This is a genomic window from Pseudoalteromonas sp. NZS71, from assembly GCF_015864715.1.
Classification (GTDB): domain Bacteria; phylum Pseudomonadota; class Gammaproteobacteria; order Enterobacterales; family Alteromonadaceae; genus Pseudoalteromonas; species Pseudoalteromonas arctica.
In genome coordinates, this window is record NZ_JADYWS010000012.1 from 11,813 (window position 1) to 38,326 (window position 26,514).

Here is a 26,514-nt window from a genome sequence, read left to right on the forward strand (position 1 = left end):
TTAACTCATGACCAAACCAATAACAAAAATAGTCGTTTTAGGTGGTGGTACTGCCGGCTGGCTAAGCGCAGGCTTATTAGCCGCCGAACACCCGCACCTTAATGTAACGTTAGTGGAGTCGGCAAATGTGCCTATATTGGGTGTGGGCGAAGGCACGTGGCCGTCAATGCGCAACACCCTACAGCGCATTGGCATTAAAGAAAGTGATTTTATAACCCAGTGCGACGCGTCATTTAAGCAAGGTTCTAAATTTATAAATTGGCGCAACCTCAGCGAGGGAGAAAACTACTACCACCCTTTTATGAATCCACAAGGCTACGAGCACACTAATTTACACGCCAGCTGGCAACGTATTGCACCTAATCAAAAATTTGCCGACGTTGTTAATATGCAAAGCTTTGTATGCCAAGCAGCACTAGCACCAAAGCAATTACAAACACCCGAATATGCAGCAGTTACCAACTATGGCTATCATTTAGATGCGGGTAAATTTGCTGAATTTTTAAAAAATTACTGCGTTAAAAACCTAAACGTTACGCATATTATTGACGATGTAACCGAGGTTATTAACGACGAACATGGCTATATTGCTTCATTAAAAACAAATAATAATGGCAATATAATAGGTGATTTATTTATAGATTGCTCAGGCTCTCGTGCTCGTTTAATTGGTGAGCATTTTAATAGTGAGTTTATAGCGCAAGATCATATTTTATTTAATAACAGCGCTGTTGCGGCGCAAATACCTAATGCACACGCCGATCAGCCAGTTGCCTCTGCTACGTTATCTACAGCGCAAAGTAACGGTTGGATTTGGGATATAGCCCTGCCAACGCGCCGTGGTACAGGTTATGTATTTAGTAGTAAATATCAAAGCGATGAAAGCGCAACAAATACTCTAAAAAGCTACATAGCTAAAAGTACCAGTGAGCAACAAGCTGAGCAACTTAACTACCGCGTATTAAAATTCAGCCCTGGTAACAGGCAAAAATTTTGGATTAAAAACTGTGTTGCCGTGGGTATGTCTGCTGGATTTTTAGAGCCGCTTGAAGCGTCAGCACTTGCCATGGTTGAGCTTTCAATTAGCATGATAAGCGAGCAACTCCCGCAAAACCGCACCCACATGAGCCAGCTTGAAACGCGTTTTAATGACCGTTTTAGCACTCGTTGGCAGCGCGTTATTGAGTTTTTAAAACTTCATTATGTGCTAAGCGAGCGCGACGATACTCCTTATTGGCAAGATATTAGTAATTTAAATACCGCGCCCGAGCGCCTGCAAAACTTACTTAAACTTTGGCAATTTCAGCCCCCTAGCCGCTTTGATTTTATTGAAAACGAAGAAGTGTTTTCATCAAGCAGTTATCAATACGTTTTATATGGCATGGGCTTTAATACACAAACAGTATCTGCACAAAATACATTTAACGACCCACGCACTGGGGATTACTATTATCAACAAAACCGCGAAAAAATAGCACAGTGCTTAAATGGACTACCAAGTAATCGCACGCTTTTAAATCACCTTTTATCAAATAATGGGCAGCCACATAATGACTAAAACAAACGCTGTTAAAAACGTAGTAATTGCTGGAGGCGGCACTGCAGGTTGGATGGCCGCAGCGGCACTTGCTAAACTAGTTGGTAACAATATAAACATAACCCTTGTTGAATCTGACGATATTGGCACTGTAGGTGTTGGCGAAGCAACAATTCCGCCTATTCGTACATTTCATAAATTGCTGGGTATAAACGAGCAAGCATTTATGAAAGCCACTCAAGCAAGCTTTAAATTAGGTATTAGCTTTGAAAACTGGGGCGATGAAAACACGCATTATATTCACTCATTTGGCGCAACGGGCAAAGAATGTTGGGCGGGTGAATTTCATCACTTTTGGCTACAAGGTAAAACTTTAGGAATAAACAACCCATTTGGCGATTACTGCTACGAGTTGCAAGCGGCTAAAAGCGGTAAATTTGCGTTTAATCAGCAAAACCCTATTAACTATGCCTACCATATGGATGCCACACGTTACGCGCAGTTTTTACGTGAATTTTCAGAGCCATTAGGTGTAAAACGCATTGAAGGTAAAATACAAAAAGTAATAAAAAACCCTAAAACGGGCCATATAAAATCACTTACTTTAAATAATGGCGAGCACATTAACGGCGACTTTTTTATTGATTGCACCGGCTTTAGAGGCTTATTAATAGAGCAAGCATTACATACTGGCTACGAAGACTGGTCGCATTTACTACCGTGTAACAGCGCCATTGCGGTGCAAACAAAATCAACCAGCGATACAGTATTGCCACTTACCCGCTCTATTGCCCACAAAAGCGGCTGGCAATGGCGTATACCGCTGCAAAACCGTGTAGGCAACGGATTAGTTTATTGCAGCCAATATATGGATGACGAACAAGCCAAAGCGCTATTATTAAATAACATTGAAGGTGAGCCGCTTACAGAGCCGCGTATTATTAAATTTAAAACAGGGCGGCGCTTAAAAGGGTGGAACAAAAACTGCTTAGCCCTTGGCCTCGCTAGCGGTTTTGTAGAGCCACTTGAGTCCACCAGCATTCACTTAATTATGTCGGGTATTATTCGCTTTATGCGTTTATTTCCGTTTAATGGCATTACCAATCACGCAATTGACGAATACAACAAACAGCTTAAAAGCGAAATTGAAAATATTCGCGACTTTATTGTGCTGCACTACAAAGTAACTAATCGCGATGACAGCGAGTTTTGGCAACACTGTAGCGCCATGGAAGTGCCAAAAACACTTCAGCATAAAATTGATTTGTTTAAACAAACCGGCCGTGTATTTTTAGACGATGGCGACATTTTTAGAGTCGACTCGTGGGTCCAAGTTATGCTTGGTCAAGGCATTGAGCCTAATCAACATCACTTAATAGCCAGCATGATGAGCGGCGAAGAACTCACCCGTTTTTTACACGGTATTAAGCAACAAATAGAGCAACGCGTCAGCCAATTACCGCCTCACCATGAGTTTTTAAAGCAGTATTGCCAAGCATAAATATTTTTTATAAAAAAAGCCCTTACTAGGGCGTGTTGTTCTTTGGTGGTTGAATTTGCAGCAGCATATTTGGTTTTTAGGCAAGGCAAAGCCTATGTAGTGTGGTTATTCCCCATAAATAGGCGATAACGTAGCATAAATGCCAAACATGCGCTGCCCGTAGGGTTCTGCCTAGAGGCAATTTACTCTTTGTTGCTCGGTTTTTACTTAGCCCACTAGGTTACAAACCTCGCGCCGCGATTAAATTGCCCCTAGATTGAACAAATTTCAATCCACAAAGATCAACACGCCCTTAGGGCTTTGAGACAACACACAATAAACTTAACTTATCAACACTCTACTACTCACACTTTATTTTTGCTGTTTTAGCGCTTTGTGGTTCAAAGCTAATATCTGCAACTGAAACGCTAAGTTCTCCTGCTGTTTTAATAATAAAAGGGCTGGTTACTCTGGCAAAATCAACGCCCTTTTTAGCAAAACACGTTAAATCTATACTCATGGTTTGCCATGTATTTAAATCAGCATTTTTAAGCTCATTGGTAATATCAAGCTCGCCACCACAACCTTGTTCGCATTTCATTGCAAGGTATGTCTGTGAGCTAGGTATTTGGTTTACTTTATAGCTAAAGCTAAGGGCTGAATTTGCTTCAATGTAGGCCACTTTGTCTTCGGTAAAGTTACTATTGATTTCAATGTAGCTGGCTGCAGTACCATCAAAATTAAATTGCATCGCATCTTCTTGAATCGCTTTGTCTTCAGTGCGATAAGTAATGCCGCCGAGCTTTACACTGTTACTTGCTACTTGGTGCTGCTCGCTGTTTGAGTTTAAAAACAAACGCCACGGTGTTTTAAAGCTGCCATTAAATATAGATAGCGGCGCAAGGTTACTAATATCAACACCTGAGTCTTCATTTAGATTATTGCCAAGCGTACTTTCGTCTTTATACGTTAAGCCAAAGCCGTAGGGTAATAGTGGTGAGTAATCAGCATCACCCTTATTTACTGCGGTTTGTAGTGGCGATTTAGGCCACGAGAACGACAACTTACCTTTAAAGTCATACTGTACTTGCCCATTTTCATCCGATAATAAAACATCAGCAATGCCTTGCCCTTCAGTGCCAGGAAGCCATGCTGCTACAAATGCATCTGACGCGTTTAGCTCGCTGTTAACCCACATTGGTCTGCCCGATATAAACACCGATACCACCGCAATACCTTGCTGCTTTAATGTTTTTAATATTTTAAGAGAGCGTTTATTGTTACGTTCAAACTCAAGGTTGTCTTTATCACCATGCCCCTCTGCGTATGGTTCTTCACCAAATACAACAATGGCTACATCGGGTTTGGTATTAAACTCACCCGCTGGGCTTAAAATAGCGTTACCGCCAGCAGCCTCTATTTGCGCTTTCAAGCCCGCATAAATAGACGTTGCTCCGGGAAAATCTGCATTTTGATTATTAGTTCCCTGCCACGTAAGACTCCAACCGCCCGATTGCTTGCCTATGTTATCGGCCGCATCGCCTGCTATAAGTATGTTGCTTGATGGGTTAAGCGGTAATAAATGATTGTTGTTTTTAAGCAGTACTAACGACTCTTGTACGGCTTGGCGGGCAATATCGCGATGTGCTGGCGCACCTATTAGTTCTAATTTACCTGAATATTTTCGATTTGCGGGGCTTGGTTTATCAAATAAACCCGCACGTAATTTAACGCGTAAAATACGTGCCACGGCGTCATCTATTCTCGCCATTGTTATTGTGCCCGCTTTTACTTGTTTAATTGTATTTTCATAAAGTGGTTTCCAAGCACCCGTTGGTACCATAAAAATATCAAGCCCGGCATTAACAGCTTGCGGGCAGCTTTCATTTGTACAGCCGGCAACTTGTCCGTGCCCGTTCCAATCTCCTACAACAAAGCCATCAAAACCCATTTTTGTTTTTAACACATCGGTAAGTAAGTATTTATTGCCGTGATTTTTTTTACCATTCCAGCTATTAAACGATGCCATAACCGACTGACTACCTGCTGTTAAGCCACCTATATAACCTTGCGCATGAATGTTATATAACACCTCTTCGCTATCAATATTATCGCCTTGATCGTCACCATCTACTGTCCCGCCATCGCCTAAAAAGTGCTTAACGGTACTAATTACGCGTTTATCACTTAAAAAGTCCTCATCGGCTCTGCCTTGCAATCCGTTTACAATTGCGGCTGAATACTCACGTACAATTGCAGGGTCTTCTGAGTAGCCTTCGTACGTTCTGCCCCATCGGTCATCGCGCACAACCGCAACAGTCGGTGCAAATACCCAATCTATCCCTGTTGCCATTACTTCTATTGCAGTAGCTGCTGCAATTCGCTCAATTAATGCGGGGTTATTAGCAGCACCTAAACCAATATTGTGAGGGAATAACGTCGCCCCAATCACATTATTATGGCCATGTACTGCATCGGTGCCCCACATGGTCGGAATTTTACTGCCATCAATTGAGTCATCAACTGATGCCTGATACATGCTTTCAGCAAGCGTTATCCAATCTGCAGGCGTTGCATGCTTATTAGCATTCGGGAACGAGCCACCGCCATTTAAATACGAACCAAAACCATATTTGCGCATGTCTGCAGCAGTTATATCGCGAATTTCAGGTTGGATCATCTGCGCTACTTTTTGCTCAAGCGTCATTGTTTTTAAATACTGTGCAATCGTATTTTCAATTTCAGGCGTTTTCACTACCTTACTTTTAAGCGTTGGCCAAAGTGATAAATCACCTTGCTCATGCTCAGCCTTTTTGGCTAAGGCGCCTTGGCTATTATTAGCGGTAACCTCTTGTTTATTACACGCACTTAAAACGCATAATCCTCCTATTAAGATAGGGAGCATGCGTAACCTGTTAATGTTTAAGATTTTTTTCATTTTTATAGCCCTGTGTTGTGTCAGTGTGTTTTTGTGAAACGCCTATTTGTTATTTAAATTTAACTATTGACCTGCTTAACAATAGCCACTAACCTAAATATGGAAGCGCTTCCATCAATGCAATTTATAAACTATAAATAAAAGCAAAATTTACTACAAAGAAGCAGAGGTTTTCTCTTAATGAAACAATTATCTTTACCTAGTGGCTCACCACTTTTAGCCAAAAATTTTACTTATGGTGTAGCTACGGCCTCATTTCAAATTGAAGGCGGCGCAGCTGATCGCTTGCCATGTATTTGGGATACCTTTTGCAGTAAAGAAGGCAAAATAGTCGATAATTCAAATGGCGATGTAGCCTGCGAGCACTACACTCGCTGGAAAGACGATATAAACTTAATTGAATCATTAGGTGTAGACGCTTACAGACTTTCTATTTCGTGGCCACGCGTAATGACTAAAAGCGGTCACTTAAACCCGACAGGCGTTAAGTTTTATACCGACATTTTAGATGAATTAAAACGCCGTAACATTAAAGCTTTTGTAACGCTATACCACTGGGATTTACCACAACACATTGAAGACGAAGGTGGCTGGCTAAACCGTAACACCGCTTACGAATTTGCCCATTACGCAGATTTAATTACCAAAGCATTTGGGGGACGTGTGCACTCTTACGCCACCTTAAACGAACCGTTTTGTAGCTCTTACTTAGGTTACGAAATTGGCGTACATGCGCCTGGCATTGTAGGTCGTGAATTTGGTCGTAAAGCCGCGCACCACTTATTACTAGGTCACGGTTTAGCTATGCAAGTACTTGCTAAAAATAGCCCAAATACGCTAAACGGTATTGTACTTAACTTTACGCCTTGTTACTCCGTTACCCAAAGTGAAGATGATTTAAAAGCCACTGCATTTGCTGATGACTATATAAACCAATGGTACATGCAGCCTGTAATGCAAGGTAAATACCCTGATATTATTAAGCAATTACCTAAAGCCCACCGCCCTGATATTTTAGATGGCGATATGGAAATAATTGCTCAACCGCTAGATTACCTAGGGGTTAACTTTTATACCCGCATGCATTATCAAGCAAGCGAAACCGACTTTTACCATGAGCTGCCACATAAAGCGCCAATGACCGATATTGGCTGGGAAATTTACCCTAAAGCGCTTACAGAATTACTTGTATCGTTAAACGAAAAATACACCCTACCACCTATTTATATTACCGAAAACGGTGCAGCCATGGCTGACGAATTTAAAGACGGTGAAGTAAAAGATATCGACCGTATTGAATATTACCACGAACATTTAAATGCCCTGCATAACGCAGCAGAGCAAGGCGTTAAAGTAGATGGTTACTTTGCGTGGAGCCTAATGGATAACTTTGAATGGGCTGAAGGATATTTAAAACGTTTTGGAATAGTACACGTAGACTACAACACACAAAAACGAACTGTTAAAGCCAGCGGTAAAGCGTACAGTAAACTAATAACAAGCCGATAATTTATCGGCTTATAACAATAAGAACACACACTGTGAACAAACTCCCTTTATACGAAAAAGTCGGTTACGCCATGGGCGATGCCGGCGCTAACTTAGTATGGCGCGGCGCGCTTGCTTATTTAGCGGTGTTTTACACCGATACATTTGGCATATCGGGAGCCGCCGCTGCCATGTTGTTTTTGGTGGTAAGGCTATCTGATGGCGTAACCGACATTATTATGGGTATGATTGCCGACAGAACGCAGTCGCGCTTTGGTAAATTTCGCCCGTGGATACTCTACTCGGCACCGTTTTTGGGCTTGTTTATGGTGTTGTGTTTTACTACACCCGACTTTAGCACCACCAACAAACTTATTTATGCCTACGTAACTTATATAGGTTTAACGCTTGCTTACACCGTAAGTAACGTGCCCTACTCGGCACTTATGGGCGTAATGACACCAGACGATACAGAGCGCACAAAGCTCTCTGGTTTTAGGTTTGCAGGTGCGTTTACTGGTGGCTTATTGGTTATGGGTTTTTTACCTGAGCTAGTAGCTTTTTTTGGTGGCGGCGACGATGCCAAAGGCTATCAGCTTACTATGTACCTATTTGCCAGCTTACTTATTATTTTAATGATTATAACGTTTGCGACCACCAAAGAGCGTGTAACACCGCACGCCTCAAATGAAGGCAATTTAAAATCAGAGTTGTTTGATTTAACCAAAAACCTGCCATTTATAATCCTACCTTTGCTTGCTACTACCCTGTTTTTTTATTACCGCGATTTATACAGCGGCATATTTTTTGCCCTTGTTATGGCTGCAATGACATTCGTTATTAAAAAATTGCTCAATAAAGATAAGCAAAGCTTAACGGGATCACAGCGCGACATGGTTGATCTTCTGACCAACAAACCTTGGTTGGTATTACTTGGCATTGGTTTTTTAACCATGATGTTTAATGGCATAAAATACGGTGTAATTGCGTACTACTTTAAGTACCACGTAGCCAATGAACTCATGGCTGGGCAATACTTTATAGCCTTATTGGTTGTATCTATATTAGGCGCACTTGCCACAGGTAAACTGGCCGAAATTATGGGTAAACGAAACCTATTTATAGCATCATTAATGCTAAGCGGCATACTCACTACTGCATTTTACTGGGTACCTAGTGATAACCTTATTGCTGTATTTACCTTTGGTTGCGCTGCTGAATTTTTTGCCGCGATGATGCCAACATTATTTTTTAGTATGCTTGGTGATTCAGCCAATTATTCAGAGTGGAAAAACAAACGCCGCGCTACAGGCCTTATTTATTCTGCAGGTACATTTGTACAAAAAACCGGTGGTGGTTTTGCAGGTGCATTAGTATTAGTGGTACTTGCAGGCTACGGCTATAACGGTATGGATGAGCTAACAATTACGCAAGCCCTACCTGGTATGCAGTTACTTATGAGCTGGATACCTGCCGCATTTGCTTTTTTAGGCGCCGCATTGATGCTTATTTATCCACTAACCTCAGCGATGACGCAAAAAATAACAGAAGACTTAGCAATTAGACGCAGTAATGTGTAAATTAACTTTTAATGACCCTTCGCGCTTTATATTTTTATAAAGCGCGAGTAAAAACACATATAAGCTAGGACATCAATGGCGACAATTTATCAAGTATCAGAAATGGCAGGTGTGTCTTTATCAACTGTTTCAAGGGTACTTAACGACAACGATTACGTAAGCAAAAAAACTAAAAAAAAGGTATTAGAAGCAATGAAAGAGCTAGGCTATCAGCCAAGTTCTATTGCACGCTCTTTGGCGTCTAGCACTACAAACAGCGTCGGTATTTTAGTTTCTGAGTTGGATGGTCCGTTTTTTGGTCAAATGATGTCAGCCATTGAAGAGCATCTTCGTATTGCGGGTAAACACGTTATTATTACGCCTGGGCACAGTGACGAGAAAAAAGAAAAAAGCGGCTTTGAGTTTTTAATAGGCCGTAATTGCGACGCTATTATTGCCCACGTAGAAGCGGTATCAAACGAGTACCTAATTGAGTTAAGTAAAGGTAAAACCCCTATTTACCTAATGAGCCGCTACGTTAAAGAAATTGAAGAAAACTGCATTAGCCTCGACAACGTAATGGGCGGCTACTTAGCCACTAAAGCCATGATCAACAAAGGTCATAAAAACATTGCGTACATAGCAGGCCCGCAGTTTAAAGAAGACGCGTCAAATCGTTTAAAAGGTCACAAACAAGCCCTAGCAGAGTACAACCTAACCTTTGACGAAAAGCTATTTTACATAGGCGACTTTAAAGAAACCGGCGGAAGCGACGGCTTAAGGCATTTTATTCAAAATAAAGCGCAAATAACCGCGCTTGTATGCGCCAATGACGAAATGGCATCGGGTGCTATGAAATACGCCCGCGAACACGGTTTTAACCTGCCAAAAGATTTAGCCATTATTGGGTTCGATAACGTAATTTTTACCAATTATCTCTACCCAACACTGACTACAATAGATAACCCAGTTCCCGAAATGGGCCGAGCTGCGGCTAACTTAGTGCTTAAAGACATTTACAAAAAAAGCGGCATAACAGTAAAGCACGTGTTTCAGCCAAAGCTTATTTTAAGAGACTCAACACCCGACATTAATTAACTTTAAACCTAATTTAAACCTAGTTTAAATCTAAGTTATGTAACTCATTACGCACCCACTGCGTACCTAAATATTGCTCTACGTGCTGCTGCGCAAACTTTAAAAAGTTACGTGCAGCATGCGATATGTGCCTATCTGTTCGCATTACAAAATACCAATGACTCGCTAAATGAGTATCGGTTACGTTTAAAATTTTAAAACTTGTATCGTCTGTTGCAAGTACATGGCGTGATAAAACCGCAATGCCCATCCCCGATGCAACCGCGACACGTATTGCTTCATTACTCGCCATTTGTACGCTATCGCTCAGCACTAAGCCTCGGCTTTGCAACTCGCTTTCAAATAACATACGTGTTGCTGAGCCATTTTCTCGTAGTAAAAAGCGATACTGCATTAAATCAGTTAATTTAACGGCTTTTACGTGAGCTAACGGATGATTTAGCGGCACTATAAATTCCAGTGGATTATGCAAAAAGCGCGCAGCTTGTGCGTGTTCAAGCGACGGCGGGTGGCTAAATACATAAATATCGTCCTCCCCTCGCTCAAACCTATCAAGCACCTCTGCCCTGTTACCAATCTCAAGCGGAAGCTCAACATGGGGATGTAAATTACTATAAGGGCCAAGCAGTTTTGGTAAAATATATTGCGCGGTATTAACCATGGCAATTTTACAACGGCCGCGTGCTCCGCCATTAAGCTCGGTTAAAAAATCTTGGTAATCGTCAAAATGCCCAAATACCTGTTGGCATGTTTTAAATAGCTCAAGCCCTGCATCGGTCACGTGTAACTTTTGCTGTTGTATAAGGAGTAATGGCTCGCCTACTGCTTCTTGCAGCCGCTTTATTTGTAGCGATACCGTTGGCTGCGTTAGGTGTAAGCGCCTTGCGGTTTCGCTTATTGAACCCGTTTTAACCACGCTCATAAATACTTCTAGCAACCTAAACGATATATGTCGTAAATCCATACCAACCTCATAATCTTTATCTAATAATAGCTACATAGCAAACGATCCATAGATAAATACCTATATGTAACGCGTATTTATTTTATTATTTACTATACAAAGTTTTATCTACAATAGCGCCACTTAATTTACCACCTAGTAAGGAAAGCCAGTGCCAGATATTGTTGTTATGTTTTTTATTTTAGGATTAGTCGCGGGTATTTTGCGCTCTGATCTTGCCATTCCAAAAGCCACCTACGACACATTAAGCTTATTGCTCATGTTAACCATCGGCTTAAAAGGCGGTATGGTGCTCCATGGGAACTTAAGCTGGCAACTACTGCCCGAAATGGGATCGGTAATGCTACTTGGCGCACTTATACCCCTCATGCTTTACCCTATTTTAAAATACGTGATTAAACTCTCTGTTGCTAATAGCGCCAGTATTGCCGCACATTACGGCTCAGTGAGTGCAGGTACATTTGCTGTTGCACTCGCCTATGCCGAGTCAGCTAAGTTGGTAGTAGGCGCAGAAGTCACCTTGTATTTAGTGATGCTAGAACTTCCTGCAATCATTGTTGGTTTATTGCTTTACCGAAAGCTTGATAAAGAAAACAGCCAAAACAATGAGCTGTCGTTAAAGGCGCTTTGGCACGAAACTCTCACGAACAAAAGTGTGATTTTACTCGTTGGCGGCGTGGTTATCGGTATGATGTACGGCACGGTGCAAGGTAGCCAAGTAACGAGCCTTTTAACAAGTAGCTTTAAAGTTGTACTGGCATTATTTTTACTAGAAATGGGTTTAGTCGCCGCGCAAACTCTTCGTCCTATCCCTTGGAAACATTGGAAACTAGCGGTATTTGCTATTGTCACCCCGCTATTTCTAGGCACGATTGGCACAGCAGTAGGCACACTTTTAAATTTAGAATTAGGCTCGGTAGTTATATTGGGCAGTTTAGTGGCCAGCGCCTCTTACATAGCCGCGCCCGCTGCAATAAAAGCGGCAATACCTAAAGCCGATATTGGTCTTGCTATGCTGAGCTCTCTCGGTGTAACTTTTCCGTTTAATGTGATTGTTGGTATTGGTTTATATCACCACCTTGCACTAGTAATGCAATAAACAAATAAGTGCTAATTTTATCACTTTAAAAACCTGTTAAACCCTATTCTACATAGGGTTTAACATTAGGGCGTGTTGACCTTTCGTGATTGATTTTGCAGCAGACTGTCTGGTATTTAAGCAAGGCAGAGCCTATGTAGTGTGGTTATTCCCCATAAATAGGCGATAACGCAGCATAAATGCCAAACATGCGCTGCCCTTTGGGTTCTTTCTAGGGACGATTAACTCTTTGTTGCTCGGTTTTTACTTAGCCCGCTAGGTTACAAACCTCGCGCCGCGATTAAATCGCCCCTAGATTGAACAAATTTCAATCCACAAAGATCAACACGCCCTAATAAATGCTCACAAATATAAAACAATATCTACATAAAAACACTACAATAAAAAGCATAATAGATCCGATAATTTACCAAAACGATCGTTTTAAAGTTTATTTATATTGTTTAATAAAATATCACTTTACTTATTTTTAATTTGGCTCTAAATTCGCGCAAATTTTTTTATTAAAGTAACCTCTCAAACTTTAAAACAGTGGTTATTTACCTTCAAGAGTCGATAAACACAAATGGCCGAATTAGCCGCCACAAGCACCTCTAATAACCCTTTAGCACCCGTTATCGGGCTGTCATTTTTTGCTATCGCATCCGGCTTTTTAATGAGCCTTATTCCGCTGTCGTTACCCGCATTTAAACTTGATGAAAATCTAGCGCCTTGGCTTGCGAGCATTTTTTACTTTGGCTTACTTATTGGTGCAACCACAATAGAGCGCATTGTGGTAAAAATTGGTCATCGCTTCGCATTTATATTATTTTTAAGTTTATTAATAGTAAGTGTGCTTGCACAACTTGCACTGCCAAATACCGTTAACTGGTTAATTGCTCGGTTTGTAGCGGGCATTGCTGTTGCCGGTGTGTTTGTAGTTGTTGAGTCTTGGTTATTAATGACCAACACAGCAAAGTCGCGTGCTAAACGTTTGGGCTTATACATGACCTCACTTTATGGGGGCAGCGCCGTAGGCCAGCTTGCTATAGGGCCGCTTGGCACCGAAGGTTCAACGCCTTATTTATTTGTAGCCTCGCTATTATTTTTAGCTATTTTAGCGCCTTTATTAATAACCAAAGGTCAGCCCGAAAAACAGCATCTTGAAAAACTACCACTAAAAGAAATAAAAACACTAAGCCACCCTGCAATGCTCGGATGCTTGGCATCAGGCTTATTACTGGGCCCTATTTACGGCTTAATGCCGGTTTATATTTCAGCGCAGACTGATCAAGCTCAGTACACAGGGACACTTATGGCGGTTATTATTTTAGGCGGCATGGTCGTGCAGCCGCTTGTAAGTTACTTATCTATTCGGCTTGAAAAAAGCTTATTGATGGGTATGTTTTGTTTAGTAGGCGCAGCCGGTGCTGTGGGTATATTACAAGCAAACACTTTAGCAGGATTAATAGTGAGCTACTTAATACTAGGCGCGTGCAGCTTTGCACTTTACCCGATTGCTATAACACTTGCGTGCGACTCATTGCCAATGGCAAAAATAGTATCGGCAACTGAGGTAATGCTTTTGAGTTACAGTATTGGTTCGGTATTTGGCCCTATGCTCGCCGCAAATTTATCTGATGCACCCAACGGTATTGTGTTTTATTTAGCAGGCTGTTTAATCACTACCTGTATTTATATGTTTATTAAAAGCATTAAAAATATTCGCGCAGGTAAAACACCTGTTGCAGGCTAACCTCTAGCTTAAATACACGCTTACTTATTAACTAATTCTAGCTGTTAAATACCTTGCTTTAACAGCTAAAGCTATTATTTACACAAAGGTCATTTATAAATAATGAAGTAATTATTTAGCAGTGAGTTTTTTATGTGGGCTCAAAAAAAACATCTTTTTCCACCCTTGGTTTTGCGTTGTAAAAAGCCACGGCATGGGCACTAACGATAAAATAGAATAATGCACATGAGGCTGTTTTCCTGCTGCATTTCCGGTATCGCCCAGTAATCCAATTTGACTGTTTATGCTTACTACATCACCTGTACTTACAGAGTAGTCATTTAAATGTGCAAAGTAATGCACGCGCCATTTAGGCCCAAGCACCGCAACCACTTTACCACCGCGAGTTAACTCACCTGCAAATATAACAACACCGCTTGTTGAGGCAACTACGGGGGTATTTTTTGTGCCAAAAATATCAATTCCTTTGTGCACACCCGACCTACCCCAAGGCTCGTACCAAAACGTATTATGGTTCCAATCTTTACTTGTGGCACCTTGTACCGGAATCATTATTTTTTCGGGAATTAGTAAGCCTATAATTAATAAAGTAGCTATTCCAATTGCAATCCACTTAAGTACTTTCACTTTTCAATCCTTGATATTTAAATAACTTATACTGGTAAATTATTAGCCATAATAACTGAACTCATCATGAGTCGTATTTATGGTTTTATTTATGGAGTTTTATTTGAATGAAATACCCGACTAACATGCACTAAGCTGATCAATTTCAAAACAGGTTTTATAAGTAATTGAGCACTGCCCGCTATAAACAACCATGTGCCACTTTGCACTAATGCATCATTTAAAAAGAAAAAACTGCCAATTAAAAACCACACTGCAATTAAAAAATCGTTAAACGCTCCCAGCGCTTCATATCGACGCTGAATAGTAATATGCTCTTGCCCTAAATCTAAAATAAACTGATTACTGGGGTCCATAAGTACTGCTCACTCTTTTATTTCATAATTTAAAAAGCTTGTTTTCACAAGCTAAACCGCACCATACAATAACAAAATTTACGCAATAAAAAACGCTGGCCGATGCGAATCAGCCAACGTTTTTATTGTTTGTGCAATACTTAACTAATCGTTTATTTTTTATCTTTTTCTAAACGCTTTTTAAGACTTAATGCAGCGTCAGCGGCTAATAAACGCATAAATTCAGAGCCATTACTTTGCTCGCCTTGGCCTGCGCCTATTACAATTTCAGGCACTAAACGGCTATTACCTAAGCTTGTAAATAAAGCAGTTTGAATTTTAACTTCTGCTTTTAGCGTTTCATCAAATACATACTTAGGATCAAGTGCAGCAGACTTAGCTCTTAAACGAGCCTCAGCTAAAACGTCCATACCTAATGCTTCTAAGCGTTGTTGCTTTAAAATCTCTTCTTGCTCTTTTGCAAGCTCCGCTTTTACAGCCACTCGTTGCTGCGCAGAAATAATAGCATTTGCCTTAATTCGTTCAGCATCAATTTGCTCTTTAATTTTAAGCTTTTCAGATTCAGCACGTTGCTTAGCAATTGCTTGTTCACCTAAAGCCACTTCAGTACGTGCTTGTTGCTCAGCTTTTTTAAGGTTTTGACGCGCTAGCGCTTCATCAGCAGCAGCTTGCTTTTGGGCTTCAAGACGAGCATTTACTTTGCTTTCGTAGTCAATATCAATAATGCTGGCATCAACTACTGTAATACCGTAAGCGCCTAAAATAGGTGCGTTACGCAGTGTATTACCCTCATCATCCATTTTAATATTAATAGTGACGCGCTGCTGTTTACTTAAATTACCTAAATCGTCAGATTTATCGCGCTCACCCGTACTAATAATTTGTTCAGTAACAAAAATACCGTTTGTTAATTGATCAGCAAAATCTTGGCTTAATTGACCATTACCACCAGAGTAATGCTGCTCTACCGACATCATACGCGCCGACGCTTTTACATTTTCAGTGGTTGCACGCATTAATAAATTAGATATTAATGTTTCTTGTGAACCAAACTCTTCGTGTATTTTAAGTAAACCACGTAAAGCACCCGATTCAGCTGCTGGTACATTGCCTGGTAATCTAAAACGAGAAACACCTCGTGCGCCACCCGTTGTAGTATCTAAAAATCGAATTGGTATTAGCGGTACAATTGCGCTTGCTGTTGCACCGGCATCGCCCGTAAAGTTAATCGAAATTACTTTTTTATAAGCCGATGTAGTACCAAACGCTTTTAAGTAAGGGCCGGCTTGATTTATTACGGTTAAGTTACCTGTAAAAGCCGATTGATGTACTAAACGCTCATCTGCTTCATTCCACGAAACAACTTGCGATGTAAGCGTTGCAATTACGGCTAATACAACAACAATTGATGAAACAACAATTACATTACGACGACCAAATCGACTCATAAATGAGTCACTTTTAACTGCTGGGACTGCTTTTTCGCTATCCATTTTTATTACTCTCCATGTTTAATTTCTTTTTAACAAAGTAAATAATTTCCTGTTCACTCAAATGTGCGCAAAAGCTACCAGAGCGATGTAACTCAACAAATGTTGCAAGGATTTCTTCTTTACCTTTAGCTGTTTTATCTTGGTTTTCTTGTGTTTGATTTTTTTCTGTTAGTTGAGTGATTAAATCATCCACTATCGTGTCTTTATCAAACAGTACGTTGTATTCTTTGGATTTTCTTACCCGACTTTTATGTACGTTGCTGTAAATTACATAAAGCGCAACGCATAAAATAATAACAAGTAAACTTAACCCTATAATATAAAAAATCATAAGCTCTACTTAAATTAGTTTAAATACTTAATGAGCAATAACAATTGTAAGTATTACTTAACAAATGTTAACCCAGTAATTTTACAGCAAACCCAAGTAAAAAACAGATTAAAAATAGTGTTCATCAGGTATACAGTAAAAACCGCACGTAAAAGTAAGCTTTTCAAACAAAAAAATGCCAGTCAGTTATTTACTGACTGGCATTAAACTAATATTTATTAAAGTGCTTTTTACATTATTCGCATTGCACCCAATCAATACCATTTTCACCGCACTCATGCAGCATTGTTCCATCTTCTTGGCGAGTATCTCTAAACCATTTCCCTTCAATCGTTTTAATAATACGTACGTTGTCTGTGGTTTTATATTTACGCCAAAAGCTAGCATCAATAGATGTTTCGTCATCAAACTTATAAGGCATAGCAGCGAGTACAGTAACTAAATCTTGAGTTTCTAAATCAGCAGCTTTGTCTTTAACATTTACCCAATTAGATAATGTTTGAAAGTCGGCATTTTCCTCTCTAAAGGCAAAGTCAGTTTGGTAAAACGATCCCGACTCAGTATAGCTAATGCTAAAACCTCGCTCGAACGGTGTATCTAAATTAGCACTAACGCATTCATCTGCTGTTGGGAAGTTAACCGATGGGCTTGTATTATCAACGCCATAAAGCACATTGCTTTGCTCAAAACTAACGTTCTCAATGCTAGAGCATCGGTAAGTACGATCGGCGTTAATGTAAATATCGTCTCTAACTGTTAATTTTCCATTTAACGATTCTTCACCCCAAGGCGTATCTGTTGAATCCAATCGAGACAAAATAACGTCAATTTTGTCGAGTTCGTCTGTATTTTGAAGCTTTACTTGCTCATAAATAAGTTCAGCGCCTGCAAAAATAACTTTATCGCGGTACCATGCATTTTCAAATCCATACTCTGCATCTTTTGCTGTGTCCTGGTAAATCACTGCTCTTACTTCTTCTGCATCAGGATACTGAGCATCTAGCTCTTGCTTGAATTTATAGGCCGCTTTTAGTCCCTTAACAATTGCTTGTGCTCTGTCGTAAGCGTCGCTGTCGTTAGTAGCGATAAAATCTGAGTAAATTTGCTCTGTCGACAAATTATAATGCGCAACCAAGTTTTGCATAACATTTGTTATTTCGCTTTGAAGGTTTGCAAGTAGCTCAGTATTTTCTTTAAGTGCATCACAACTTAAATTATTGTTACCACTTTTTTGTAATTGAAGGCTCAACTGTTCCCAAATAACGGTTGTTAAAGGGGATATATTTCGAATATCTTCATCAGTCAAAGCCTCAATTGAGGGTGGAAATGACATTTGATACGCTTGTGTTACCTCTCCTAAATCCTCGTCAATTGCGCCAACCGGTACATCAACATACATAGTTGAATACGGCACACACAGCGCCTGCTCTTCTGTAAAATTAAAACTATAATTACCCGATTCTTCAGAGACTACAGAAGGTTCTGTTTGCTCATCAAAAGTACCATCGCCATCAATATCTAGCCATACTATTGCACCAGATACATAACCATCAATGACCTTTCCAGTAAGAGAGATAGTGTTAACTTCTACGGGGTCTACTTTTATAGGGTCAGGCTTGGCTACAACTGGCTCTACAACGACCACTTTATCATCGCCACCGCCGCCACATCCAACAAGGCCTAGCGTAAACGCTAATGAAATAGCTAACTGACTTTTTTTAAAAAACATACAAATACTTCCTTTTTTGCACTTTAATTATTATTAAAAATCATATTGTTATAAATTATATAAGTTACTTTAATACAAAATAAGTAATACCAATCTGCTTATATATGGGATCTATTTAACGTTAAGAAAGTTACGCTAGAGCTAGGCAAAAATTTTTGTATCTAGTTGTTCTAAATAAAAATTTTTAACGACGTTATAGTGCAATTTAATTCGTTAATTACTCAAAGATTTATGCAGCTTGGTATAAATTTAAACAACAGAAATTTATTGAATTTTTATGGGGGGATGGCAACAAGTTAACATGCCCTGTACCTATATAGTGACACGCCATGTTAAATTTAGCTCTTACATTTGTTAATTAAATATAACTAAGACCAGCTATTGTTGACTAATATGGACTACAGGTACCTAAAATAAAGGGCTTGAGTGATAGGCAGTATTTTGTAAACGAATGTGTATCATACATGGGTTGGTTTAGAGCGCTTCGAAAACTCTAAACCAATTATATAAGCAAACCATCAGCATTTTTGATTCGTTCTTAAAATTAAAAAGCCACCTAATTAAGGTGGCTTATGTCTATAACATCGTGTTTTTAATGTGCCTGACTATCGTTTTCTTCGCGTTTATAAATATATGTTTGTTGGGTTTTAAAGCCAAAACCAATTGGTTGAGCGCCATTTACTAGCTTAACTTTTCCACCTTCAACATTTAAATTTGGTCCAAGTATTTCAATAGCTTTTATCGGCTTATCAGAACCTTTAACCCCAGGGCCTATTAAATAAAACTGACTAACTTGCGTTACATCCGTTTCATCATCCCAATCGCACTTACCATCCGCATCATTATCTGCACACGACGGGCCTTCCCCAAAAAATAGTTTCGGTGTATCTGGTACATCATTACTTGTTGCAAATTTCACATCGTCATAAACCTTCGTTCCGTAATGCAAATGAAAGGCATAAAGCGAACCACCGCCACCCGTTAACGAACATTGGTTTTGAGTTGATGATGAAGATGCAGGCGTAAAGGAAGTAAAGTAAGCAACCCCACCAACGACTGTTGCTGCAGCAAGGGACTTTTCGCCCGTCCCTAATTCGTATCGCCACCCTTTAAATTCGGCTAACTTAACTTCAAGATTAACAAATTTATCAACGTCATCAAGTGCGTTACCAAATGGGTCTTCATTCATTTTCATTAAATCATCTGGCACTATTGGGGCTGGAAATTCAGTAAATATTTTTGTTAAGGTGTTTTCATCACGGATCATATACAGCTGATCTTGCTCATTAGTAGCAAGTGGGTTTGAGCGATTTCCGCTGCCTATCACAATTGCGTCGTACGGGGTGTCTAAACGAGTCGTGATCATTTCACCACCATAATTGGTCTTAGTAACTTTACTAAACAGCGTTCTAGCAACTAACGGTTTATAAAAGAAACGTCTGTCTTGTGACGCTAATGTACTGCCAAGTTCAGCAAGTTTAAAGTGAGTAATCTCACTTTCATCGTCACTAGGAATATCTACACGCCAAATATTACCGCCAGTATCGGTTGCATAAATTCGGTCAATATACCCGTCGTAATCTGAGTCAAGCGTAGTTACATCCGCTGCAATACTGTGCTCTCCGGTAAAACCATGTTCATCTGGAGTGAGCGCCCATACCTTTTCGCCAGTTTTAGCATTAACAATGTAAATACCTAGCCCGGTTTCATCTGTTGTTCTAATCGCATTATCTTTGTTTGTATCGTAGCCTGCGCCAAATATCAGCAATGGATCCTCACCAAACGCTTTAATGTAAGCAATTTGAGGTTTAGACCATGTTTGTGCTAAATATTTAAATTCTTCAGAGCCACCAACAATTGGCTTATTCCATAATTTTTTAGGTTTTTTTGGGTCACTTATATCCAGGCCGTAGTAATTTTTACCGCCTCGGCGCATGCCTGTAAATGCCCAAACTTCATCGCCCTCACTTGCTTTAACAACGCCATCATTTAAACCATCAGTGTTTAAACTTTTATTATTAAAGAACACACTTATAGGGCCATCCATGCCATACACTTTTGTATTTGCAAGATTACTTCGCAAAGCCGGAATGTTTTTTAATAAGGCAGCAGGTGTAAAAGCCCACCTTTCTTCAACAGTATCGCCTTTGTCTTCGAACATATGTAAAAAGCCGGCATTGGTACCAACAAGTATATGAATACTTCCATCGCCGTAATCTATAGATACCGGTTTTGAATGCAAAGGGTCGCCAAAAATATTGATTCGCTGATCTACTGATGAGTCATCTCCATCTTCATTATCAACATCAACCCCTCGTGCCCAGCTAATATCATCTTCCTCTAAAGTTAACCCAATATTAGGAATCAAATCAGGGGCAAGATCGGTAACTGTACTTGTCGCTAAATTTAAAATGGTTTGTACTTTATCAAAAGTAAAATCAATAATACTGCCCGTTTTATCTATATAAATTTTACGGCTATCGGGGTCTAAAGTTGATAAAAGTAAATTTACGCCACCCTGAGCTACTAAATTCCCATCTGCAGGCTTATTAGTTGGCAACCAAAATGTTCGCGCTTTCTCATCAATTAACCCATTTTCATCAAGGGCTATTTTATCAGTTGAATCGACTATATTTGCACCAGACACTTTAAGCTTTTTTAAATTCCCACTCCAACGTGCGCCAGTTTCTGGGTAAAACATCGCAAAGTAAATTGACTCTCGGCTACGTGTTTGGTCAACATTATTACTAGCTACCGTAGGGGATGAAAAACTATCGTTAACTTCGCGTATTTTCGATATTGTATTATTAAGCGCTTCAGAAAGTTCAGTCGATGTATCTGCATGTAAGTACTCGCCTCCTCCCAATAAAGCGGTTTTTTCTAATAACTTTTTACCATTTGTACTCATACCACTACCAAAACCGATAGTAAAAACGCGTCCGGTATCGGCAACCTCCGGCGTAGTGTCGTACAAATCCACCTCTACATCTCTTGTACCATGTATTATCTGAGCTAAAGCGGCTAAATAACTGCCACTTGTTTTAGCTGGGTTTGAGCCAAAAGTAGATTTGTATAAACCCTTTATAGAACTATCGCTTTCGTTATCACTTACGGGGTCGCCATCTGTCATTAAAATCAAATTAATAGAGTTATCACAGCGCTCATCGGCACCTATTACTTGTTTAAAAGGAGAGATATAAGAAGAACTACTTTGGCTATAATCAGTGGCAGTTTCAGCACTTAAGTCACGCTTGTAATCGCGGTTATAAATAGTTGAGCTATACCCATAATGTACTTTTTGGCCTGTTAAGTATAAGTAAGCTTCCCATAAAGTTTCTGTAACGGGCGTATGGCCATTCGCTGGCAAATTTTGTAGTTGAGTTTTTACAGAGGAGTGCTCAGTCCCTAAACCAGCCATAACATACCCACCAGAGTAATAATTGAAACGCATTAACCCAAAATCAATAGTCGCGTTATCAGTTACTAATTGCTTCATAGCGCCTTTTGCAGCAGTTAAACGTGTCTCATTTGGATAATCAATGTATGTTCCCATACTTCCTGAAGTATCAAATATAATAAGCACGCGAGGGTTTTCGTCGGTTTCAACATTATGGTTTACGTATAGTTCTATATCTTCGGCAAATACAGAAAGGCTTATACCTACTCCGAATAACAAGGCAGCTATTTTTTTTAGTTTGAATTGCATTTTTAAATCCCTTTATTTGCGCTTTTTATTTTTATTGCGCAAGTTAATAACTACTCTATTCCGTGTTTAATTATTAGTAATATGGAGGTGGGACTAAAAATTAAAACCAAGATAATATCTAGCTATTTATCACAAAACAGTGATTAGCATCCACGTGTCGTCAATGCTATAAAATATATATTACTTCGATTTTAAATAAAAACAGACTAAAGTCAAAGACATTAGGCTTTATTATTAATTAAAAACAACAACTTAAATAAAACAATCCCGTTTTACTGCACAGTTTAGTCACGTCAAAAAATAATATTTTTACCTATGTTTCTATATTTATAGATCTATGTTTTAGGTAACAAGTACTTACCAATATAAATTAATAACGTAAGGCTCTAAAAATCACCTTTAAAAACACTATTATTCAGTAAAACTGTTTTATCAAAAGAAGTCTGTTTATAGGTAACTACGGTTATTAAAACATACAAAAAAGCCCATATTAGGTGCTACCTAATATGGGCTTTTATACTCTCGCTAAATTATAAGCGCTTTATGCAAGCATTCTTATAAAGATAACTCTTTTTTAGCGCGAGTTAAGTTATGCGTTACAAGTGAGTTTTTAGAAATTTGAACCGCTTCATATAAATCAGAAATACCCGCAGTGTCTTTTTGAGCCTTAATACGCGCTACACCACGGTTACTTAATGCAAACGATGTAAGTTCGCGTACTTTTAAACGCGGACCATGGCTTTGCTTAAGCAATGCAATTGCTTGTGTACAAATAGCTTCTGCTTCTTCGTAGTTTTTTGATTCAACAGTTAAAGCACAGCTATTAAACGATTTTTCAAATGCAGGTGCTGCAGTTACAGAGTCTTCAATAACCATTAATTTATAATCACCTTGATTAGCCATTGCAGCAGCTGAGCAAGTTAATAATGAGCCAAGAGCGATGGTTTTTAAAAAGTGTAAATTTCATGATTATATTCCTAATTAGTTAAGTCGTACTTGTTGCCGACAACTAAACTTTAGAGTGTTAGCTCAATTACCACAAACGATAAAAACAAACCTAATAAGTGAATAAATCTAACCTATAGACTTTAGTCTAATATTTGGTTTTAAATTTACCTAAATTACAAAAATTGAGTTCCTCTAATATATTAAAAAAGCCCTTAGTTTGGTTGCACTAAGGGCTCAGGAACTATGTGTAGATTTAAAAATCAAACTATTCCATGTATTTCTTTCCAATTACCTGGGTGTACCACATAGCCAAATAACGCATGCCCGCCGTATACCAATTCTGTATTCTCAGGTATCCATAACATTTGACCCGGATGAACCAAATGCGTTTCTCCATTTGCAGTTAGCTCAAAGCACCCTTCAATTACAAAAATAACTTCATCGTATAAAACGGTCCAAGCAACTTTCGCCCCTTCCCACTTAGCAAAACCCACTCCAATGTGAGGTGATATTTCTGTGCTTAAAGCTCGTGCCACATAAGCCATACCAAGGGTCTCCCCTCTAATATTAAAATCTAGATTTTTACTATCTACTAATTTAACTTGTTTCATATTTCGCTCCGGCTTAACCATTTAGCTAAACTAATTCGGCTTTTAACACCAATACCTAAAAACGGCTCTGGAGGATTAAGGCTGGGCATACCTGTAACGTGTTGAATATCGTCGAGGGATTCTGATTGTTCGCCCATCACTAAATCTGCTAATAATGTTCCTGATACTGTCCCCCACGCAATGCCTACACCGTTATCACATGCACTGGCATATACGCCATCATCTAATTCGCCAAAAAAGTTGGTAAAATTACGAGAAATTGCATAAGTACCTCCCCACGAATGGGTAAAAGGAACGTCAATTAACTGAGGATAACGTGCTAAAAACACTTTACGGTGATCATCCTGAATCTGTTTACGCACATTTTCATTTACAGTGGAACTAGCACCGTATTTATCGACATGCTTGTAAGTATTACGAATTAATATGCGGCGATCGGCTGTCATTCTTATCGTTGTGCCAGCATGATCTGCAGGTGTTAAGCCCCAATCTAACAACCCGGTATACGCTTTCATTTCATCATCGTTTAAAGGCCTGGTCCAACTAGCAAAAGTCATGACAGGTAATAATCGATTTTTTAAAAAGCCAAACTCTCGCGTAAATATACTAGTACCAAGTAGTAACTTAGGTGTTTTAACTACACCATGCTTAGAGTGCAGTAGCCACTTCCCATGCTCTTTAGATAAGTTATTTATTGGCGAGTTTTCTAATACCTCAACATTATCAGGAAGGTTATCTCCTAACCCGCATGCTAAAGCCGCAGGCTGAACTAAATAACCACCAGGTGTATAAATAGCGCGACTGTAATAGTTTGTACCCAATACTTTAGAAAGATCATCTCCATTTATATGTTGGTAAGGCTCACCTAAATCTTTCATCAAGTGTTCAAAATGATCTAAGTAAGCTTCACCACGCTCACCGACTGCACCTTGATATTTACCAGCTGCAGACCATTGGCAATCAATCTTATATTGCGATACTAAACTCGAAAGCTGATCTATCGCTGAGCGATTAAGCTTAAGTAGCTTTTGCTTATGCGCAGGATCTGGATGCTCTAATGAAAATTTATGCGGTAGATCAATTACAAAGCCTGAGTTTCGACCCGATGCTCCTTGCCCAATACGCTGCGCATCAATCAATATAATACGTGCATTAGGCGCATGCAAAGCTAGTCGCCTAGCCATTGCAAGTCCAGCGAACCCGCCACCTAGTACAACGTAATCGGCAGTTTGTTCACCTGTTAGTCTAGGTTTTTCTGGTGTTTTAGTTATTGCATGATACCAACCACATGTAGCATCATCGTTTGGTAAATGAATCATTTATTACTCCGCTACAGTAAGCTGTTTTGTATTAAGCTGCTCAAGTAAGTGGCTTCTATTTATCTGAGCTTGTTTACCCAAAAGGGCAAAACCTAGTAATAAACCATCAACAGAATAAAACCGAGCAGTTAAACCATCATCAATCTGCTCTATTTGCCACTCACCAAGTGCCCCTACTGCCGCAGGATAAATAGATAAAGGCATGATTGGAGTTTTCACTATCACTGGTGAACATGTAAAAATAGCTTTGGTCAAGTCGCCTAATAAACAAGAAACCAATGAAGGCACAAGCTGATTAATTGGCGCTATAAATGGCTGCCAGCCTTGACTTGTCTCGGCGCAATCACCCAATGAAAAAATAGTTTCATCACTTGTTTGACCATAGTCGTTAACCTTTATACCTCGGCCAACTTCAAGGCCAGCTTGCTCTGCTAATGCTGTATTTGCTTTTAAGCCAACGGCCGATATAACTAAATCAGCTTCAATTACTTTTCCACTTTGTAAATGTAATTGAGAACTTCCATCAGGCTCAGCGTCAATATGAGAAATACTGTCTTCTAAAAACCAAGAAACCCCAATATCGGTCAATGATTTCTTTAAACGCTCTCCTAATATTTGTGGAATTAAGCGCTCAATTGGCCATTTACCTAAACCAATTACACTCACGTCATAACCACTTGCACTCAAATCGTTGGCAAATTCACAGCCAATTAAACCATCACCTAGAATAGCGATGCGTTTTTTTCCTGTAAGCTCATTTTTAAAACAGCGATAGTCTGTTAAATCATTAATACTTAATACATTACTACAATCGCCAGCAATCGGGATTTTAATAGCAGAAGCACCAGTGGCTAGTACTAACTTGCTATATTCATAGCTGCCAATATTAGTATTTAGGGTCTGCTTATTCCTATCAATCTTTTCTACTCGAGTATGAGGGTAGACACGAATATTAAGCCTTTGCTCCCACTCTAACGCACTTTCATTTTGTAAATCGTCACAACTTTTACCTAATGCAAATGAATTAGATAGTGCCGGTTTACTATAAAGCGCGCCGTTATCAGCAGTAATAACAGTAATAGGGACCGTTGAAGATTGCTTACGAAGTGCTGCCGCTACTTGATAACCACTATGCCCACTGCCAATAATAACAATCGGTTTTAAAGTAATGTCTGATTTTAGGTCTTGTGCTGCAATAGGTTGAGCCTGCTCGATTAGCTCCACATGACTCGCTACTTGAACGTCGTCTTGTGTGATCTCCATCATTTCAAAATCAGCTTTACCTACTAAACAATCTGGGCAGACCCAATCTTCTGGTACATCTTCCCAACGAGTGCCTGGTAAAATGCCATCAGCTGGCCAGCCTTGAGCCTCATCGTAAATAAGACCACAAATAATACAGAGCCATTTTTTCATATCTCTCATCCTACTGACTTTATTTAAAACACCTGTTGCATTCACTTTATTGAATAAAAAAATAAGAAGTGAATGCGAGT

19 protein-coding genes and 1 pseudogene are annotated in these 26,514 nt (G+C 39.6%); 7 read left to right on the forward strand and 13 right to left on the reverse strand.

Annotated features, from left to right (window positions below; all coding sequences use genetic code 11):
- Positions 1 to 7: 7 nt before the first annotated feature.
- Both I6E85_RS09610 and I6E85_RS09615 read left to right on the forward strand, forming a co-directional pair.
- Complete coding sequence (locus tag I6E85_RS09610; protein WP_197236889.1) at positions 8 to 1,558, forward strand: tryptophan halogenase family protein; 1,551 nt, start codon at positions 8 to 10, stop codon at positions 1,556 to 1,558.
- Entirely contained in the window at positions 1,551 to 3,038 is a 1,488-nt protein-coding gene (locus I6E85_RS09615; protein ID WP_197236890.1) for a tryptophan halogenase family protein, read from the forward strand. The genes I6E85_RS09610 and I6E85_RS09615 overlap by 8 nt, the downstream gene beginning before the upstream one ends.
- A gap of 340 nt (positions 3,039 to 3,378) precedes the next feature.
- Here I6E85_RS09615 and I6E85_RS09620 read toward each other — a convergent pair whose 3' ends face one another.
- On the reverse strand, positions 3,379 to 5,955 hold the full coding sequence (locus I6E85_RS09620; RefSeq protein ID WP_024590883.1) for an exo 1,3/1,4-beta-D-glucan glucohydrolase: 2,577 nt from the start codon (positions 5,953 to 5,955) through the stop codon (positions 3,379 to 3,381).
- Between the two features lie 180 nt (positions 5,956 to 6,135).
- Here I6E85_RS09620 and I6E85_RS09625 point away from each other — a divergent pair, with 180 nt between their 5' ends.
- The 3 genes from I6E85_RS09625 to I6E85_RS09635 all read left to right on the forward strand — a co-directional run bounded on the left by I6E85_RS09625 (position 6,136) and on the right by I6E85_RS09635 (position 10,100).
- Positions 6,136 to 7,464, forward strand: coding sequence for a GH1 family beta-glucosidase (locus I6E85_RS09625; RefSeq protein ID WP_024590882.1), 1,329 nt, complete (start codon positions 6,136 to 6,138; stop codon positions 7,462 to 7,464).
- A gap of 32 nt (positions 7,465 to 7,496) precedes the next feature.
- The gene (locus I6E85_RS09630) at positions 7,497 to 9,023 is read left to right on the forward strand and encodes an MFS transporter (protein ID WP_197236891.1); all 1,527 of its coding nucleotides are present in this window, start codon (positions 7,497 to 7,499) and stop codon (positions 9,021 to 9,023) included.
- A 75-nt stretch (positions 9,024 to 9,098) separates the two neighbouring features.
- Entirely contained in the window at positions 9,099 to 10,100 is a 1,002-nt protein-coding gene (locus I6E85_RS09635; RefSeq protein WP_010553502.1) for a LacI family DNA-binding transcriptional regulator, read from the forward strand.
- Positions 10,101 to 10,119: 19 nt separating this feature from the next.
- On the opposite strand, the gene I6E85_RS09640 is transcribed toward I6E85_RS09635, so the two are convergent.
- A complete protein-coding gene (locus I6E85_RS09640) occupies positions 10,120 to 11,064 on the reverse strand; it encodes a LysR family transcriptional regulator (RefSeq protein ID WP_024590880.1) in 945 nt (314 codons plus the stop codon).
- A gap of 151 nt (positions 11,065 to 11,215) precedes the next feature.
- Between I6E85_RS09640 and I6E85_RS09645 the strand changes: the two genes are divergently transcribed.
- Both I6E85_RS09645 and I6E85_RS09650 read left to right on the forward strand, forming a co-directional pair.
- Positions 11,216 to 12,163, forward strand: a complete 948-nt coding sequence (locus I6E85_RS09645) for a sodium-dependent bicarbonate transport family permease (RefSeq protein ID WP_024590879.1) — start codon at positions 11,216 to 11,218, stop codon at positions 12,161 to 12,163.
- 565 nt (positions 12,164 to 12,728) lie between these two features.
- Complete coding sequence (locus I6E85_RS09650) at positions 12,729 to 13,898, forward strand: MFS transporter (RefSeq protein ID WP_024590878.1); 1,170 nt, start codon at positions 12,729 to 12,731, stop codon at positions 13,896 to 13,898.
- 111 nt (positions 13,899 to 14,009) lie between these two features.
- On the opposite strand, the gene I6E85_RS09655 is transcribed toward I6E85_RS09650, so the two are convergent.
- From I6E85_RS09655 to I6E85_RS20985, 11 genes and pseudogenes are all read right to left on the reverse strand, one after another.
- Positions 14,010 to 14,525, reverse strand: coding sequence for a M23 family metallopeptidase (locus I6E85_RS09655; protein ID WP_024590877.1), 516 nt, complete (start codon positions 14,523 to 14,525; stop codon positions 14,010 to 14,012).
- Positions 14,526 to 14,614: 89 nt separating this feature from the next.
- Entirely contained in the window at positions 14,615 to 14,881 is a 267-nt protein-coding gene (locus I6E85_RS09660; protein ID WP_197236892.1) for a YrhK family protein, read from the reverse strand.
- A 152-nt stretch (positions 14,882 to 15,033) separates the two neighbouring features.
- Positions 15,034 to 16,374, reverse strand: a complete 1,341-nt coding sequence (locus I6E85_RS09665) for an SPFH domain-containing protein (protein WP_010553499.1) — start codon at positions 16,372 to 16,374, stop codon at positions 15,034 to 15,036.
- Positions 16,367 to 16,705 (reverse strand): hypothetical protein, encoded by a 339-nt coding sequence (locus I6E85_RS09670; protein WP_008137861.1) that lies wholly within the window; start codon positions 16,703 to 16,705, stop codon positions 16,367 to 16,369. Before I6E85_RS09670 ends, I6E85_RS09665 begins: the two co-directional genes overlap by 8 nt.
- Positions 16,706 to 16,940: 235 nt before the next feature.
- On the reverse strand, positions 16,941 to 18,434 hold the full coding sequence (locus I6E85_RS09675; protein WP_024590875.1) for a hypothetical protein: 1,494 nt from the start codon (positions 18,432 to 18,434) through the stop codon (positions 16,941 to 16,943).
- Positions 18,435 to 19,026: 592 nt separating this feature from the next.
- Entirely contained in the window at positions 19,027 to 22,140 is a 3,114-nt protein-coding gene (locus I6E85_RS09680) for a pilus assembly protein (RefSeq protein ID WP_197236893.1), read from the reverse strand.
- A gap of 555 nt (positions 22,141 to 22,695) precedes the next feature.
- Positions 22,696 to 23,043, reverse strand: a complete 348-nt coding sequence (locus tag I6E85_RS09685) for a hypothetical protein (protein ID WP_231621036.1) — start codon at positions 23,041 to 23,043, stop codon at positions 22,696 to 22,698.
- Positions 23,044 to 23,348: 305 nt separating this feature from the next.
- The gene (locus I6E85_RS09690; protein ID WP_024590873.1) at positions 23,349 to 23,699 is read right to left on the reverse strand and encodes an ethanolamine utilization protein EutQ; all 351 of its coding nucleotides are present in this window, start codon (positions 23,697 to 23,699) and stop codon (positions 23,349 to 23,351) included.
- Entirely contained in the window at positions 23,696 to 25,018 is a 1,323-nt protein-coding gene (locus tag I6E85_RS09695) for an FAD-binding oxidoreductase (protein ID WP_010553495.1), read from the reverse strand. Before I6E85_RS09695 ends, I6E85_RS09690 begins: the two co-directional genes overlap by 4 nt.
- Before the next feature lie 3 nt (positions 25,019 to 25,021).
- The gene (locus tag I6E85_RS09700) at positions 25,022 to 26,284 is read right to left on the reverse strand and encodes an FAD-dependent oxidoreductase (protein WP_306790321.1); all 1,263 of its coding nucleotides are present in this window, start codon (positions 26,282 to 26,284) and stop codon (positions 25,022 to 25,024) included.
- A pseudogene (locus tag I6E85_RS20985) lies at positions 26,273 to 26,434 on the reverse strand (rubredoxin); the annotation flags it as partial. The pseudogene I6E85_RS20985 and the gene I6E85_RS09700, both read right to left, overlap by 12 nt.
- Positions 26,435 to 26,514: the final 80 nt, after the last annotated feature.